14 protein-coding genes are annotated in these 16,064 nt (G+C 64.0%); 12 read left to right on the forward strand and 2 right to left on the reverse strand.

Annotated elements, in window-relative coordinates; genetic code table 11:
* Window position 1: 1 nt before the first annotated feature.
* Window positions 2-646 carry a TetR/AcrR family transcriptional regulator gene (locus F8O08_RS00210; RefSeq protein WP_158030528.1) on the reverse strand — a complete coding sequence of 215 codons (645 nt, stop codon included), beginning with the start codon at window positions 644-646 and terminating at the stop codon, window positions 2-4.
* A gap of 567 nt (window positions 647-1,213) precedes the next feature.
* On the opposite strand from F8O08_RS00210, the gene dnaB reads away from it, so the two are divergent.
* The 7 genes from dnaB to F8O08_RS00245 all read left to right on the forward strand — a co-directional run bounded on the left by dnaB (window position 1,214) and on the right by F8O08_RS00245 (window position 10,181).
* Window positions 1,214-2,668 (forward strand): replicative DNA helicase, encoded by a 1,455-nt coding sequence (dnaB, locus tag F8O08_RS00215; protein ID WP_158031742.1) that lies wholly within the window; start codon window positions 1,214-1,216, stop codon window positions 2,666-2,668.
* A gap of 277 nt (window positions 2,669-2,945) precedes the next feature.
* Window positions 2,946-4,778, forward strand: coding sequence for an N-acetylmuramoyl-L-alanine amidase (locus tag F8O08_RS00220; RefSeq protein WP_192497665.1), 1,833 nt, complete (start codon window positions 2,946-2,948; stop codon window positions 4,776-4,778).
* A gap of 58 nt (window positions 4,779-4,836) precedes the next feature.
* The gene (locus tag F8O08_RS00225) at window positions 4,837-6,432 is read left to right on the forward strand and encodes a peptidase C39 family protein (protein ID WP_192497666.1); all 1,596 of its coding nucleotides are present in this window, start codon (window positions 4,837-4,839) and stop codon (window positions 6,430-6,432) included.
* A 46-nt stretch (window positions 6,433-6,478) separates the two neighbouring features.
* Entirely contained in the window at window positions 6,479-7,093 is a 615-nt protein-coding gene (locus tag F8O08_RS00230; RefSeq protein ID WP_158042261.1) for an HdeD family acid-resistance protein, read from the forward strand.
* Window positions 7,090-7,572, forward strand: coding sequence for a hypothetical protein (locus F8O08_RS00235; RefSeq protein WP_158042262.1), 483 nt, complete (start codon window positions 7,090-7,092; stop codon window positions 7,570-7,572). The genes F8O08_RS00230 and F8O08_RS00235 overlap by 4 nt, the downstream gene beginning before the upstream one ends.
* A 182-nt stretch (window positions 7,573-7,754) precedes the next feature.
* Window positions 7,755-9,206, forward strand: coding sequence for an aspartate ammonia-lyase (locus F8O08_RS00240; protein WP_158042263.1), 1,452 nt, complete (start codon window positions 7,755-7,757; stop codon window positions 9,204-9,206).
* A gap of 69 nt (window positions 9,207-9,275) precedes the next feature.
* Entirely contained in the window at window positions 9,276-10,181 is a 906-nt protein-coding gene (locus F8O08_RS00245) for a LysR family transcriptional regulator (RefSeq protein ID WP_158038640.1), read from the forward strand.
* Here the strand turns inward: F8O08_RS00245 and solA are convergent.
* Complete coding sequence (gene solA, locus F8O08_RS00250) at window positions 10,162-11,289, reverse strand: N-methyl-L-tryptophan oxidase (protein WP_158042264.1); 1,128 nt, start codon at window positions 11,287-11,289, stop codon at window positions 10,162-10,164. The two genes, F8O08_RS00245 and solA, sit on opposite strands and share 20 nt — an antisense overlap.
* Before the next feature lie 262 nt (window positions 11,290-11,551).
* Between solA and F8O08_RS00255 the strand changes: the two genes are divergently transcribed.
* From F8O08_RS00255 to F8O08_RS00275, 5 genes are all read left to right on the forward strand, one after another.
* Window positions 11,552-12,502 (forward strand): transporter substrate-binding domain-containing protein, encoded by a 951-nt coding sequence (locus tag F8O08_RS00255; RefSeq protein ID WP_158042265.1) that lies wholly within the window; start codon window positions 11,552-11,554, stop codon window positions 12,500-12,502.
* 83 nt (window positions 12,503-12,585) lie between these two features.
* A complete protein-coding gene (locus tag F8O08_RS00260; protein WP_158038637.1) occupies window positions 12,586-13,488 on the forward strand; it encodes an amino acid ABC transporter permease in 903 nt (300 codons plus the stop codon).
* On the forward strand, window positions 13,485-14,246 hold the full coding sequence (locus F8O08_RS00265; RefSeq protein ID WP_158038636.1) for an amino acid ABC transporter ATP-binding protein: 762 nt from the start codon (window positions 13,485-13,487) through the stop codon (window positions 14,244-14,246). The genes F8O08_RS00260 and F8O08_RS00265 overlap by 4 nt, the downstream gene beginning before the upstream one ends.
* Window positions 14,247-14,249: 3 nt before the next feature.
* Window positions 14,250-14,993 (forward strand): SDR family NAD(P)-dependent oxidoreductase, encoded by a 744-nt coding sequence (locus tag F8O08_RS00270; RefSeq protein ID WP_158042266.1) that lies wholly within the window; start codon window positions 14,250-14,252, stop codon window positions 14,991-14,993.
* Between the two features lie 64 nt (window positions 14,994-15,057).
* Window positions 15,058-15,984 (forward strand): NAD(P)-dependent oxidoreductase, encoded by a 927-nt coding sequence (locus tag F8O08_RS00275; protein ID WP_158038634.1) that lies wholly within the window; start codon window positions 15,058-15,060, stop codon window positions 15,982-15,984.
* The last annotated feature ends 80 nt before the right edge of the window (window positions 15,985-16,064 follow it).

Raw genomic sequence — 16,064 nt, forward strand, 5'->3', positions numbered from 1 at the left:
CTCACGCTGCATTTCTGCCGACCAACGCCGCGGCAAGCCCCACGAAGATCGCTTCTGTGCGGTCGTCGACCCCGGGAACGGTGTGGTCGGCGAGCGTGCTGCTCAAGGCGGGCCCGCCGGTGAGGCTGGTCGCCTCGGCCATGGCGTAGCCGTCTGTCAGCCGCAGCAGAATGTCGACGCAGGTCTCAACCGGCATCAGCGGGTGAAAGACTCCCTGTTCTGTTCCGCGTCGGATGACCGTCATGAACGGGCGCCCCCACTCGAAGTAGAGCGACTCGAGCAGCGTGCGATGTCTGGGGTTGTTCATCGCGGAGTTCGACAGTGAGATCCAGATTCGTGCGCGCTGACGAATGTCACCAGAGACGCGGTACCCGTGCAGCAGCGACACCAGCCCCTGCCAGGGGTCGCCCGCATCGGGAATGTTCGACCAGATCTCGCTGATCGTGGCGAGAGTGTGCGCCGAGAGCGCTGCGTCGATGAGATCGTCGCGAGAGCCGAAGTAGTGCTGCACTGTGCCGATTGACACATTCGCCGACGCGGCCACGTCCTGGAACCGCGTGTTCTCGATGCCGCGCTCGGCGATTGTCTCGATGGCATGCCGAAGAATCTCATGGCGCCGAACTTCGCCGCGTCGAGTGACAGTCATGTCATCACGTTACCTGAGGGCGGGCGTGTCGTTGGGGCTCGTCAGCGCTCGACTCCCGGCGCGGCAGATCTGCGCCTCACGATGCACGTCGCCCGGAATCACGGAGATCCGCCTGTGGATAACCTGGGGATAAACGTTGTGGAATGAGGCCGTAGTGCGCTGGTCGGGGTGTTGTCAAATGCTGGAAAACCTTCAACATGAGCTTCAGGTGAACTTGTGGTGCAAAGTTATCCACAAGAGAATCCCCGGAATTCCGGGGGAGTTCGGCGCACTTGTGGAAGGGTGTGCACAAAAGGGCGAGTTATTCACATGGTTATGCTCAAGTTGGGGAGAGTTCTCACCAGGTTATCCACAGAAAGATTTCGTGGATGGGGATAACCTGCAGCCCGAGGGGTGCACAATTCGGCCTGAGGTGCATAGAGTGGTGCGGGCTGTCTCTCGACGAGGTGCGGGCAGCCACCTCGACTGACCACGGTGTGACCGTGCGGCGCTCCGCACGAGGAGCGATGTCGCAGGGTGCTGTCATGCTGACGGCGACGGATCGCACGGCGGAGGAGGCCACTCATGATGAGCATCGCAAACATCACGGGCGACGCCTCTGGTGGGTCTCGCTCGAAAGGCGACTGGAAAGACGACCGCCGTGGTGGGTCTCGCGGCGAAGGGTTCGCAGGCACGCTCTCCGGAGTCGACCGCACTCCGCCGCATGACGATCTGAGCGAGCAGTCGGTGCTCGGCGGCATGCTGCTGAACAAAGACGCCGTAGCAACCGCTCTCGAAGAGGTCAAAGCCACCGACTTCTATCAGCCGAAGCACGAGATCATCTTCAACGCGATCTTCGACCTGTACTCGAAGGGCGAGCCGACCGACGTCATCGCCGTGACCGACGAGCTGACCAAGACCGGACAGATCTCGCGCGCCGGGGGCATCGAGTATCTGCACACGCTGACCGCCATCGTGCCGACGGCCGCAAACGCCGGTTACTATGCGCGCATCGTCCAAGAGAAGTCGCTGCTGCGCCGCCTGGTCGAAGTGGGAACGCACGTCGCACAGCTCGGCTACAACGCCGAGGGCGAAGTCACCGATCTGGTCAATGAAGCGCAGGCCGAGATCTACGGGGTCGGCGGCAAAGATCAGTCCGAAGACGTGAGCCCGCTGTCGGCGGCGGTCGAGAAGGCCATCGCCGAGATCGAATCGGCCAAGGGACGTGACGGCTCGATGACCGGCGTGCCCACGGGCTTCGTCGATCTCGACAAGCTGACCAACGGCCTGCATTCCGGCCAGCTGATCATCGTGGCTGCTCGACCCGGTCTCGGAAAGTCGACTCTGGCGCTCGACTTCGCCCGCTCTGCGGCCATCGCGCACAATATGCCCACGGCGTTCTTCTCGCTCGAGATGGGGCAGACCGAGATCGCGATGCGACTGCTCTCGGCCGAGGCGGGGGTCGAGCTGCAGAAGCTGCGCAAGGGCATGCTCGACGGTCAAGACTGGACCACGATCGCTTCGACGCATGGGCGCATCAACGACGCGCCGCTCTATCTGGACGATTCGCCCAACCTGACGTTGGTCGAGATTCGTGCGAAGTGCCGTCGTCTGAAGCAGCAGATCGGCTTGAAGCTCGTCGTCATCGACTACTTGCAGCTGATGACCAGCGGTAAGAAGGTCGAATCGCGTCAGCAAGAGGTCAGTGAGTTCTCGCGCGCACTCAAGCTGCTGTCGAAAGAGCTGAACGTGCCGGTCGTCGCCCTGTCGCAGCTGAACCGTGGCCCAGAGCAGCGACAGGACAAACGGCCTGCTCTGAGCGATCTGCGCGAGTCAGGCTCGATTGAGCAGGATGCCGACATGGTGATTCTGCTGCACCGCGAGTCGAGCTACGAACCCGGAGCGGTCTCGGGCCTGGGAGAGGCCGAGATGATCGTGGCCAAGCATCGTAACGGCCCGACGGCGAACCTGCGAGTGGCGTTCCAGGGGCATCTGTCGCGTTTCGCGAACATGGCGTACAGCGACGTCGAAGAGCCGGTCTAAACGGGCGGTGCATTTGCTGCACTTCATGTTTTTTGTCGGATAATATCCGACAAATGTGCAATATTGCAGCAAGGTAAACGATTGTTGCGAAGTGGTGAATGCGCGGTGCCTCCACGGTCCACGCTCCTAGAGTGACTCTTGTCCCCCAGGGCTGACAGCCTGCCCAAAGGTCACTGTCAGCTCAGTCACATGTGCGTAGTGTCGCGCCTTCGTGAAAGAGTCCCACATGCCCATCTCTCGACGTCACTTTCTTCTTGCTCTGAGTTCGGCTGCTGCCGTGAGCACACTGAACGCCTCGCGGCCACCGGCCGCCGTCGCCGCAGAGGTCTCCGCCGGCCTCGAAGCGGCGGCCGCAGACCATCAGGTGCCGATATCCGTCATCGCCGCCTTCTGCGTGCTCAACCACGATGGCTCGAACTCCCATTCGGGCCTTCCGACGACCCTGGTCGACGGATCCTCTGCGCGTCAGGCAAGAGACGCAGCGCACGGCGGCAGCGCGCCGGCACCTGTCGACCAGCTGGGTGAAGCCGTTCGGCTCTCCGGCCGACCTGCACAAGAGGTCGTGAGCGATCCGGCTGCCAACCTCCAGGCTGCTGCAGCGCTGCTCGCCGACGCTCAGCGACAGTCCGGCGGAAGCCTGGGGCAGGACACCGACCCTGCCGATTGGATCGCGGCGGCGACGCTGGTGAGCGGCCGCCCGTCTCTTGACGCTCAGGCTTCATTCGCTGACGGTCTTCGCGAGCGTCTGGAGCAGGGCACGACGCTGAAGGTCGGCCGTGACGTCGTGCGCCAGCCGGGTCGGTCAGTCGACCGAACCGGGAGCGACAGGGCGCTGCGCCGACGCCGCGACCGGTGGCATCACGCAGTGCCGTCGGCATCGCCCGTCGACGCGCCGCGCGACCTCGGCGTGGAGTGGGTCGAGGCGCCATATCTACAGACGGGCGCCGGCGCCGGAGACTACGGCAACCATGACCTCGGCGACCGGCCGCGCAGCCCCTCGCTCGACATGGTCGTCATCCACGACACCGAGTGCTCATACGATCAGGCGATGAACCTCGTACAGGATCCGAACTACTTGGCGTGGAACTACACCGTTCGCTCCTCAGACGGAAAGATCGCCCAGCACCTGCGCACCAAAGACATCGGCTGGCACGCTGGCAACTGGTACGTCAACACGCACGCCGTCGGCGTCGAGCACGAGGGGTACGCGATCAGCGGCACCGAGTGGTACACCGACGCCATGTACCGCAGGTCGGCTCGTCTGGTCGCGTATCTGTGCGAGAAGTACCGCATCCCGGTCGATCGCGGCCACATCCTCGGACATGACCAGGTGCCCGCTCTCAAGACTGAGGGCATTCGTGGCATGCACTGGGATCCTGGACCGTTCTGGGACTGGGAACGCTACTTCAGCCTGTTGGGCAGGCCTCTCGACCGAGGGACGACGCCGGCAGGACGTCGTCTGCGCCCGGGCAGCACCGTTCGGATCCTGCCCGGATTCGCGGAGAACCTGCAGGTGATCACCGGCAGCTCTGCGCAGGGCACCCTCGACGGTTCGCCGACCTCGTGCAACTTCGTGCCGCTGCGCACCGCGCCCGACGACAACGCCCCGCTGCTCGTCGACGTCGGACAGCATCCGAATGACACCCCCACCACCGACGTCGCCGATGTCGGCGCTCGTGCCTCGGCGGGCACGGACTACGTCGTCGCCGACGTACGCGACGACTGGATCGCCGTCTGGTACCTCGGTGCTCTCGGCTGGCTGCGCAACTCGGCCCAGCGGCCCGTCGTGCGGGTCGTGTCGCGGCCGACGGTCGCTGAGATCCGGCATGACGACACGGCGGTCTTCGGTGCCGCCTACCCAGAGGCCTCGGCCTTCACGAATGCGGCGGATGTGGTCGAGGCCCCGCCTCTCGTCTACCGGCTCGGGCGAGGGCAGCGCTATGTGGTCGTCGACGACCGACCGGCGACCGACTACTACCGCGCGCAGACCTTCGATCCTGACACCCCCGGCGATCATGTCGACATCGTGGGGCGCACCCAATACCTCTTGGTGTATCTCGGGCACAGACTCGCCTTCATTAAACGGGATGACGTGAGGCTGCACCGCTAGGTCCTGAGCCGAGGCAAGACGGCCGTCATCCCACAGCATGCGTGGAAGGAAGAGATTCGTGAACAGACAGACGCTTCGTGCGGCGCTTTCCGCCCTGACCGCGATCGGGGCCGTGCTCATGATCGGGGTGCCCACCGCGACAGCCGCTGAGCTGCCGCAGAGTGAGGCCCAACCGAGGACGGCCGACTTTCAGGCCTGGGACTCGGCAGCAGACTTCAGCCTCGGAGAGAGGACGGGAGTCGAAATCGACCGAGACGAGACGCTGAGTCTGACGTCGATGCCCGAGGGGCGTACGTCGTATGCCGACCCCTTCGCAGATCATCGTGCCGCTGTCGAGTATGAGACCGGCACATGGACGTCACCTGTGCACGACATCGGCTTCGAGGCCTCAGACGCCATCGTCTCGTGGAACGCGACGACTCCGACCGGCACCTGGGTGCAGAGCGAGATGCGCGGCCGGCATGCCGACGGAACATGGACCGACTGGTTCGTGATGGGGCGTTGGGCCAGCGGCATGGACTTCGCCGCCGGCGACATCCACCGCACCTCGGTCGACGGGCAGTCGAACGCCGATGGAGACGTCTACACCGACACGTTCTCAGCCGCCGACGGCAGACCGATCGTGAGCGACCAGGCGCGGGTGACCCTGCTGCGGCCGGTCGGGGCGCTCGCCGATGTGTCGGTCTCACTGGTCAGCGTCGTCGCCTCTCGTCCTGCCACGGGAACTACGACGACCAGCACGTCGAGCATGACAGAAGACACCGTGCTCGACGTGCCGCAGCTGTCACAGGAGATCCATCGCGGAGAGTACCCGGAGTTCGACAACGGCGGCGAAGCCTGGTGCTCACCGACCTCGTCGAGCATGGTGCTCGGGTACTGGAAGAAGGGGCCGACGTCGGCAGATCTGCAGGGCGTCACAGCGCCGAACGGCGACCCGCAGGTCGACTGGGCGGCGATGCACACCTATGACTTCGCATACGAAGGGGCGGGGAACTGGCCCTTCAATACGGCATACTCCGCGTCATTCGGTCTGAAGAGCTTCGTGACCAGGATGCCGAACCTGGCCGAAGCCGAGACGTACATCGCCGCAGGCATTCCTCTCGTCGCATCGGTGGCGTTCACGCAGGCCGAATTGCCCCAGGCAGGGTACTCGACGAACGGACACCTGCTCGTCATCGTCGGATTCACCGCTGCGGGCGATGTCATCGTGAACGATCCGTACTCGCCGACCAACGCGGATGTACGGCGAATCTATCCCCGTGCGAACTTCGAACGGGTCTGGCTGAAGGGCTCGAACGGCACCGCCTACGTCACGCTGCCGCAAGGTCACCCGCTGCCCGGAGAGGCATCGCCCGTGTCTCCCACGACGCCAACAGACTCCGACCCTGCGAACCCGGAGTCGTCTCCGGCTGGCCCGACGGCACCTGCCGTGCAGCAGAATCCCGTGCCATCAGCGGGTGCGGAAGACCAGCAGGGTGTGCCGAGCTCGTCTGGCACGGCAGGCGACCAGCCGCAGCAGCTTGCGCAGACCGGATCTGACCTGGCGGCTTGGCGTGCCGCTGCTGCTGCCGCGGCAGGAGTCACGCTGGCCGGGCTCTTCACCGCCATGGTCGGTCGTCGCAGGAACGTGCGTCGGCTCGCTCGCGGCAGGTGAGACGATGGCGCTGGTCGAAAGGCAGCTCGACTAGACTCAAGTCGATATGAATGAGATCTCTGTGAGCGAACGAGCGCTCATCACGACTGTGACGCCCAAAGCCTGGTGGTGGGTGCTCGCTCGCGGCGTCGTCAGCGCTGCCGTGGGCGTGATCATCACTCTGAGCCTGAACCACACCGATCAGTTCACCGCAGTGCTCTTCGCGATCTGGGCCGTCGGCGTCGGCATCTCGCTGGTCGGTTTCGCCGCCGCAGGCCTCACCGAGACGATGTCTCGTTTCTACGTCGGCGTGCTCGCAGGCGTCACGGTGCTGGCCGGCGTGCTGAGCACGTTCTGGCAGGGAATGACCGACCAGCCGATCTCGACGCTGATTGCCGTCTGGGCGATCGTGGCCGGGCTGGTCGAGCTCTTTCTCGGGCTGCGTCTGTCGGCCGGGTCGGACATGCGGGCCGACCACATCATCGCCGGAGCGCTCACGGTGCTCTTCGCAGTTGCGGAGTTCTTCGGCGGGGCAGGCACCACTTGGGCGGCCGGTCTGCTGGGCTTCTACGCTGCCCTGGTCGGCGTGCAGCTCATTCTGGCCGGCGTCGGACTGCGCAGCGTCGGCCGCAGGGCTGCTGTCGACGGCGAAGAATCTGAAACGGAGCAGCGCAACGCATGACTGAGCAGCACGAATCCGCGTCGAGAAAAGAACCCGAAGACGCAAACCGCAGAGCACAGGAGCAGAAGCGCCCGCCGATGCAGGCTCGCGCGAAGCCGTACGAGATCGTGAGCCTCGCGGGAGTCTTCAGCATCTTCGCCGCGGTGGTCGTCATGATCGGAACCCGTTCGGTCACTCTCACTGCGACCGCGTTCGGCGTCGCGTTCATCGTGGTGCTTGTCGTGTTCGCGACTCTGGCGCTGACGGTGAAACCCGATCAGAGCGAGAAGCAGGAGATCGAGCGCGAGCGGCGGCAACGCGAGATCGACGAAGCGATTCGCCAGGAGGCCGCTCGCATCGAGGCACAGACTGAGCGGGTCAAGAAGCTCAACGATCGCATTCAGGAAGAGCAGGCCGCAGACGCAGCCGCAGGGGAGGACACCGGTGAGGGCACCGGAGACGGCACCTCTGAGGGCAAGACGGGTGACTCGCAGCGCTGACCGCTCAAGGCCGTCTCTCACCGAACTCCGCCGTGGTCTCGTCGGCTGACGTGTCGGCCGGTCTCTGTTAATACAGACGACACAGCCGCTCTTCTAGACTGTTCGACATGCAGCAGGCAGACGAGGGCCGGCTGCGCAGGTCATGCGACCGCTTCAGTTCCCACAAGGAGAAAACACCGCGCATGAGCAAGATCATGGATGCCCAGACCGTCACCCCGCCCACTGCGGACATACGCCAGGAGACCGATCTGCTGGGCTCGCTGGACATCGACAATTCGCACTATTACGGCATCAACACGGAACGTGCGCTCCACAACTTTCCGATCACGCACAAATCAGTCGGCAACTATCCGGAATTCGTCAATGCTCTGGCCGTGCTGAAAGAGGCTGCGGCCTCGGTGAACGCCCGTCTGGGGCTCATCAAACCCGACACCTCGAAAGCGATCGTCGACGCCTGTGAGCGCATCCGCTCGGGAGCGCTGCACGATGAGTTCGCCGTCGGCATGATCCAGGGCGGCGCTGGCACGTCGACCAACATGAATGCCAATGAGGTCGTGGCCAATGCCGCCCTCGAAGAGATCGGTGCCGCAAAGGGACGCTACGATCTGATCGACCCGCACAATGACGTCAACTGCTGCCAGTCGACCAACGACGTCTACCCCAGCGCCATCAAGATCGCCCTGCTGCTGATGCTCGACGAGCTCAGCGAGGCGTTGGCCTATACAGCCGATGCCTTCGCGGTCAAAGAGAGCGAGTTCGCGCATGTGCTCAAGCTCGGTCGCACCCAGCTGCAGGATGCCGTGCCGATGACGCTCGGCCAGGAGTTCGGCACCTATGCAGAGATGATCCGCGCTGACATCAAGGTGCTGGCGGCCGCACGTGCGCTGCTCAAAGAGCTGAACATCGGCGGCACTGCCATCGGCACCGGCATCAACACTCCACCGGAGTACGCGTCGGCGATGATCGTCGAGCTGAACCGACTGACCGGGCTCGGTCTCTTGGGCGCCGGCAACCTCGTCGAGGCGACACAGGACGTCGGCGGTTTCGTGCAGCTCTCAGGCGTGCTCAAACGCATCGCGGTCAAGATCTCGAAGGTCTGCAACGATCTGCGGCTGCTGTCGAGCGGCCCGCGTTCGGGCCTGGGCGAGATCAACCTGCCTCCGGTGCAGGCTGGTTCGTCGATCATGCCCGGCAAAGTGAACCCGGTGATTCCCGAGGTGGTCAACCAGGTCGCGTACGAGATCATCGGCCACGACGTGACCATCTCGCTCGCAGCCGAAGGCGGGCAGCTGCAGCTGAATGCCTTCGAGCCGATCATCGCGCACTCGCTCTTCGAAGAGATTCGTCATCTCGAACGCGCTCTGCGCACACTGACCGATCGCTGCATCGTCGGCATCACGGCCAACACCGAGCATCTTCGCGAGCAGGTGTGGAACTCGGTGTCGATCGTCACCGCTCTGTCGCCTGTGCTCGGCTACCAGACGGCCACGCGCGTTGCGCAGGAAGCGCTGGAACAGAAGCGCAGCATCCCCGACATCGTGCGAGAAGAAGGACTCATGAGCGATGAGCAGCTTGAGGCCGCTCTGCTGCCCGAGCACCTGATTCACCCGTGGATCCCGGTGGTCGAGGAGTGAACTGACCCTGCGAACGGCGATCGGGCTGCCACTGTGCCGCGACTCACACGGCCGGTAGAGTAGTCAGTCATGCACATCGAGATTCGAGAGGCACATGCCTTCTCAGTGCTCGCTGAGAGTCTGAGCTTCACGAAGGCCGCCGCATCGCTCGGCGTCTCGCAGTCTGCGCTCAGTCAGACCATCACGCGACTTGAGACCAAGGTCGGCTTCGCCCTGCTGCGGCGTTCGTCCAGGATGGTCATCCTCACTCCGGCTGGCGAGACCGTTCTTGTGGCCGTGCGACGGCTGCTGCAGACCGAGTCGAACCTGCAGGAGACCGTGCAGGCGATGACCACGGCCACTGACCCGTCCGAGCGGCTCATCCCGGTGCGCATCGGGGTGGCCATGACGCTGCTGCTCGGCTTTCTGCCCCAGGTGCTCAGCCAGGTCGATGGAATACTGCCGCTGATCAGGCGCATGGGCGAGTCGCGGCAGTCACGGGCGTTTGCCCACGGGGAGCTGGACATCGGCTTTCAGCGCGTGTGGGAGACCGCCGGGCCAGGTCTCATCCCGGTCGGCTCGGAGCGACTGCTTCTGGCCTGTCACGCTGATCATCCGATGGCGACGGCCAGTGCGGTCCATGTGTCCGATGTCGCCAACGACCGGCTGCTGCTCTTCCCGCGCGAGGTCGCACCGGTCGCCTACGACACCATCATCCGTGCGCTCTCGAAGAGCGGGCGGCATCAGCCGTTCGTCAGGCACTATGAAGACGAAGGCGAGCTTCTCGGACTGGTGGCCTGCCGAGTCGGTGTGGGAATCGTGCCAGAGAGCATGGCCAGACTGCGCAGCCCCGACATCGCGTACGTTCGCATGGCGGGCCCGGAAGCCGTCAGCCCGATCGCGATCAGATATGACTCATCCAGCACGGGCACGACGCAGATCGCACAACGACTCGCTGCGGTCGCATCCGAAGTTCTCAGTGCCCGGCGACGCTGAACCGTTCGTCGTAGAGCGCCGGGGCGTCGTCCTCGGTGAGTTGGGCGGCCAGCTCGCCGTAAACCGGGGCGAACTTGAAGCCGTGCCCGCTGAGACCGGCGAACGTGACCACACGACCTGAGCCGGATCGATCGATGATGGGCACTTTCGTCTCGGTGAACGCGTCGGGGTGCACGCTGTAATGGACCGGTTCCGGGTGCAGCGACGGAAAGAACGCAGCCGCCTCACGGCCCAGTTTCTCCAACACCGCGGAATCGAGGGTGCGAGGCATGCTCGTGACCGACTCGACAGGAGGCAGGCTGCGGTCCGGGCTGACTTTGACGCTGTAGCCCTCGAGCGCAGGTGCACCGAAGAAATGCACACCGTCGCGGTCGCGAATGAACGTGGGAAAGGCGCCGGGGGCGAAGTCCTGGATGCGCTGCGGCATGAACCAGGTCAGGATGAGCGGATAGATCTTGACCAGATCGGTCAGCCGAGGGTCGAGCTTCTGCCCCCAGGCACCACCCGCGACGATGACCTGCTCGGCCAGATACGTGTCGTCATCGGTCTGCACGAGCACGCCGTCGCCGCGCTCCTCTATCGAGCGAACGGGAGTGTTGCCGCACAGTTGAGCGCCGAGAGACCGGGCCTGCTCGAGTGCGCTGAACACAGCCGCCTCTGGGCGCAGGCCGCCGCCCAGGTAGTCCAGCACTCCTATCTCGTCGTCATGCACGCGCATCTGCGGGTAGGCCGCTCGGAGGTGCTCGGCGTCGAACGTCGTATGCGGCAGGTCGTGTCGTCTCACACTCTCGATGACGTTGCTGATCGAGGCGGCACCCTGCTGCCCGACCGAAAGGGTTCCGACCTTCAGCAGCAGGTCTCGGTGCGACAGCTGCTCGAGCTCGACCCAGAGCTCCCGGGCGCGCAGCAGCAGGGGTACATACATGCTGCCCTCATGGTAGGCGGTGCGAAACAGTCGCGACTCGCCGGTGAATCCGCCAAAGGGGTGCATCAGAGGAAACTGCTCGAGGCCGATCACCTGTCGACCTCTCTCTGCGAGGCGCCAAGCCGCCATGGATCCTACTGTGCCGAGACCGACGACGACGACATCGGCTTTTGTTACTGACATCTGTGCTCCTGGAAACGCTCGATGTGGAATGCCGCTAAGGCAGTGGATGTATCCACCGTCCTCCCAAATCCCACGTCAGCGCAAAGCCGGCGAGCAGGCGTGCTTATAGATGTATTCAGTCTGCTCATGCCCGGTCGGCCCGTGCGGCCTCGACGCGTGCGAACGGCGGAATCAGTAATGAAGTGTTCACAAAGCGAAATCTCAAGGTAAAGGTCCGCTCTTACCGTGATCAACGTTCACAGCACGACCTGAAGGGTGCGACATGAAGCAAACACTGAAGACACGCAGATTTCTGCGCGGCATGCTCACGGCGGGGCTGGCTGTCGCCTCGACCGTGGCGCTGACCGCGTGCAGCGGCAACACCGCTTCGACCAGCGGCGGCGACGATATCAAGCAGGGGCTCAACACCTTCGACAGCGTCGAGGCCTATCAGCCCGCTGTCGATCTGCTGCCGGCCAGCGTGAAAGACGCAGGCACGCTGAAAGTCGTGATGAACGTCGGGTCTGCGCCGACGAAGTTCTTCGACACCGACGGAAGCACGATCATCGGGCTGAACCCCGACGTGGCACGGCTCTTGGGCAAGACGCTCGGAATGAACGTCGACATCGAGAACGTGCAGTTCGACGGCATCATCCCAGCTCTCGAAGCGAGCCGGTTCGACTTCGCCGTGGCCAGCATGGCGACCAGCGCAGATCGCGTCAAGGTTCTCGACATGATCGACTACGGGCACTGGGGAAGCGTTTTGGTAACGCCGTCGTCGGGCTCCGACCTCAATGGTGAAGAAGACATGTGCGGCAAACAGATCGGGGTGCAGCAGGGATCATTCCAGCAGAACACCACGCTGCCGAAGGTCAATCAGACGCAGTGCCTGGACAACGGGAAGCCCGCGATCAACGTCGTGACCCTGCCGAGCATGCCCGAGGCTCTGGTTCAGCTGAACTCGAAGCGTCTTGACGGCGTCGTCGGGGATACCCCGAACATGACGTACAGCATTCAGCAGCAGCCTGACCTGAAGATCGTCGGTCCGGTGAACAAGTCCGGTGACACCACCGTGACGCTGGCGACCAAGAGCGGCAGCGATCTGACCCCGGCGCTCACCGAGGCGATGAAGCATGTGATCACCCTTCCCGAGTACAAAGAGAGCTTCTCGGCCTGGGGTCTGCAGGATTCGACCGTCAGCGAAGTCGGCGTGCACACCGCCACGCAGCCGTAGCGGGATCATGAGCAGGGCGTCGGCGGTGGCGTCGACGCCCTGCTCCTCTCTGCCAGATCCCACATACTCGAGACAGGACCCCTATGACTGACATCCGGAAACCCTACCGGCCGAAGACCCTGGTCATCGGCTGGATCATCGCTGTGCCATTGGTCGTGCTGCTGATCGTCTTTCTGGCGACCAACGAACGGTTCCGATGGCAGGTGGTGGGGCAGTACCTCACCGCACCCGCGATTCTGAGCGGCGTCTGGCTGACCATCTGGCTGACCTTCGTCTCGATGCTGATCGGCGTGGTGCTCGGTGTGATCCTCGCCGTCATGGTGAGGTCGAAGTCAGGTCTGCTCTCGTGGCTGGCCTCGGGATACATCTGGTTCTTTCGGGGCACTCCTCTGCTGGTCCAGCTGGTGTTCTGGTACAACCTCTCTGCGCTGCTTCCCTCACTGTCGGTCGGCAGCACACAGATCGACATCAATGCGATCATCACGCCGATGACCGCTGCCATCCTCGGCCTCGGCCTCAACGAGGCCGCCTACATGGCAGAGATCGTCCGTGCCGGCCTGCTGAGCGTCGACAACGGCCAGAAAGAGGCAGCCGAGGCGCTCGGTCTGCGACCGGTGCAGGTACTGCGCAAAGTCATCCTGCCGCAGGCTATGCGCGCGATCATTCCGCCTACCGGCAACCAGGTCGTGGGCATGCTGAAGAACACTTCGCTGGTCAGCGTGCTCGGTGCTGCCGACCTGCTGCATTCGGCGCAGGTGATCTACTCGATGAACTTCCAGACCATCCCCCTGCTGATCGTCGCCAGCCTCTGGTACCTCGTGCTGACGACCGTTCTCTCAGTGGGGCAGCACTATCTGGAGCGGTACTTCGGGCGCAGCCTGACGAACCGCAACTTCAAACGCAAAGCGCCGGCAGCAGGGACTGAGCAGATCATGACCGTGCCGATTCAGACCGTTGATCTGAAAGATCAGGAGGACGCAAAATGACCGAGCAGATCAGGATCTCGCACGTCGACAAGTCGTATGGCGAACGGCAGGTGCTGTTCGACATCGATCTCAGCGTCGCCAAAGGTGAGGTGGTCTGTGTGATCGGGCCCTCCGGCTCTGGCAAGTCGACCATGCTGCGATGCGTGAACAGTCTGGAAGAGATCGACTCCGGCGAGATCAACGTCGACGGCGAACTGATGGGCTACTCGAAACGAGGCGACGTCTACACCCGGCTGTCGCCCACAGCCTTGGCCGCGCAGCGCGAGAACATGGGCATGGTCTTTCAGCGGTTCAACCTCTTTCCGAACCTGACTGCGGCAGACAACATCGCTCTGGCGCCGCTCATGGTGCGAGGCCGGCCGAAGGGCGAGGTCATGCAAGAGGTGCAGGCTCTGCTCGAAGACGTCGGACTCAGCGGTTTCGGCGACTACTACCCGGCTCAGCTGTCCGGCGGCCAGCAGCAGCGCGTCGCGATAGCGCGGTCGCTGGCGATGCACCCGACGGCGATGCTCTTCGACGAACCGACCAGTGCGCTCGATCCCGAGCGGGTCGGCGAGGTGCTGAAGGTCATGAAGAACCTGGCGCGCGAGGGCATGACGATGATGGTGGTCACGCATGAGATCTCATTCGCGCGTGAGGTCGCCGACCGTGTCGTCTTCATGGACGAGGGACGCATCGTCGAAGTGGGGGAGCCTCAGCAGGTCATCGACGCGCCCGAGCACGCCCGGACGCGTTCGTTCCTCTCGAAAGTGCTGTGATCCATGAGCGCACCTGCCGCTGACGGCGCAGCCGGACTCCGGTCTGAGGCTCGGGTGGCGATGGTCACCGGGGCGACGCGTGGGATCGGGCTGGCCGCAGCGCGCCTGCTGGCCGCACGAGGCTGGGCGCTCTCACTCGGCGTGAGAGACGTGGACCGCGTTCCACCTGATCTGCGCGATCTCGACGACCGCCGCATCCTGACTGACCACTATGACGCGGATGACCTGGCGACTCCCGCCTCTTGGCGTGCGGCCACGAGAGCGCGTTTCGGTCGTATCGACGCTCTGGTGCACTGCGCAGGAATCAGCGGCGACGACCCGTTCGACACGGTCGACGCCTCCGCTCTCGAACGGGTGTGGCGCATCAACACACTGGCGCCGACAGTGCTCGCTCAGACGGTTCTGCCTGATCTGCGCCGCAGCGGCAGTGGTCGCATCCTGCTGACCGCCTCAATGTCAGGTCGGCGAGTGCGGAACGACCACATTGCCTACACCGAGAGCAAATTCGCCGTCATGGGCCTTGCGCACACCCTTCGCAGAGAGGCTTGGGACGACGGCGTGCGCGTCTGCGCCCTGTGTCCGAGTTTCGTTCGCACCGACATGACGTCAGGCGTCACCAAAGTCGACCCATCCGAGATGACCCCGCCTGAGACGATCGCCGAGCTCATCGCGACGGTGATCGAGCTGCCGAACACAGCCTCGATCGCAGAGCTGGCGGTCAACTGCAGGCTCGAAGACACTGTCTGACCCATCCGAGCTGTGACCGAGAGAGCAGCGCTGCGGCCCACGAGCGCCACCCGAAAGGAGGCCGATGATGCACATCGCCACTGTTATCAGCGACGCACGTCTTGACGATCAGCTGCGAGAACTCCAAGCCACGCTCGGTGCGAACTGGCAGGTGCAGGCGAAGCGGGATTTCGCCGAGGCCGATCCTGCAACCGTCGCACTGGTCGTGCCACCGGGCACGTGGCTCGGTGAGGAGCAGATCGACAGACTGGCTGCCGTGCGTGTCGTCGCGACGACGTCAGTGGGCACCGACCATGTCGATGTCGCTGCTCTGGAACGCAGAGGCATACCGGTGGTCACGCCGCACGGCTTCAATATGCGTGAAGTCGCCGACCACACGCTTGCCTGTGTGCTCGCGTCGACGCGCGACATCGGCAACGGGGTGAACATCGTGCGATCCGGTGGCTGGGGGTCGCTCCAGACGAAGCCGCGTCGCATCTCATCGACCGTTCTCGGTCTCGTCGGCTTCGGAGACATCGCGCGGCTCGTCGCCACGGATGCCCTGGCGCTCGGAATGCATGTTCTCGTCTGCAACAGGTCACCACTGCCTGCGGCATTCCTGAACCTCGGGATCGAACAGACAGACTTGGCCACGCTGATGGGGCGATCGCACATCGTCTCGGTACACCTGCCGTTGACCGCCGAGACTCGGGGGCTCATCGACGGCGCTGCATTGGCCGGCGCGATGCCCGGCGTCAGCATAGTGAACACGGCACGCTCGGGGGTCGTAGACGAGACTGCGCTTCTCGACGGTCTGCACAGCGGCATCGTGAGCCAGGCCTGGCTCGACGTGCTGCCCACGGAGCCGCCGGACGAAAACGATCCGCTGCTGCACTTGGACAACGTCTTCGTGACACCGCATATGGCCTGGCTGTCGCCCCAGTCACGTGTGGCCGGATACCGCATCGTCGGCGAACGCATCGAGAGACTCATCCGAGACAGCGAGCGCTGACTCCCCAAGCGACCAGACAACGCCTGACGCATCGTCGGACGCAGAGCGTCGGCCATCGCCGACCCTCGAGAAAGGAATCC

This window comes from Pseudoclavibacter sp. CFCC 13611, from assembly GCF_008831225.1.
GTDB lineage: Bacteria > Actinomycetota > Actinomycetes > Actinomycetales > Microbacteriaceae > Pseudoclavibacter_A.

Bases quoted from the DNA above. Each gene is read 5' to 3' on its own strand.
- F8O08_RS00245 (WP_158038640.1), top strand. From the start codon at position 9,276: ATGCACATCGAGATTCGAGAGGCACATGCCTTCTCAGTGCTCGCTGAG.
- F8O08_RS00260 (WP_158038637.1), top strand. From the start codon at position 12,586: ATGACTGACATCCGGAAACCCTACCGGCCGAAGACCCTGGTCATCGGC.
- F8O08_RS00270 (WP_158042266.1), top strand. From the start codon at position 14,250: ATGAGCGCACCTGCCGCTGACGGCGCAGCCGGACTCCGGTCTGAGGCT.
- solA (WP_158042264.1), bottom strand. From the start codon at position 11,289: ATGTCAGTAACAAAAGCCGATGTCGTCGTCGTCGGTCTCGGCACAGTA.
- F8O08_RS00275 (WP_158038634.1), top strand. From the start codon at position 15,058: ATGATGCACATCGCCACTGTTATCAGCGACGCACGTCTTGACGATCAG.
- F8O08_RS00265 (WP_158038636.1), top strand. From the start codon at position 13,485: ATGACCGAGCAGATCAGGATCTCGCACGTCGACAAGTCGTATGGCGAA.
- F8O08_RS00235 (WP_158042262.1), top strand. From the start codon at position 7,090: ATGACTGAGCAGCACGAATCCGCGTCGAGAAAAGAACCCGAAGACGCA.
- F8O08_RS00240 (WP_158042263.1), top strand. From the start codon at position 7,755: ATGAGCAAGATCATGGATGCCCAGACCGTCACCCCGCCCACTGCGGAC.
- F8O08_RS00255 (WP_158042265.1), top strand. From the start codon at position 11,552: ATGAAGCAAACACTGAAGACACGCAGATTTCTGCGCGGCATGCTCACG.
- dnaB (WP_158031742.1), top strand. From the start codon at position 1,214: ATGAGCATCGCAAACATCACGGGCGACGCCTCTGGTGGGTCTCGCTCG.
- F8O08_RS00210 (WP_158030528.1), bottom strand. From the start codon at position 646: ATGACTGTCACTCGACGCGGCGAAGTTCGGCGCCATGAGATTCTTCGG.
- F8O08_RS00230 (WP_158042261.1), top strand. From the start codon at position 6,479: ATGAATGAGATCTCTGTGAGCGAACGAGCGCTCATCACGACTGTGACG.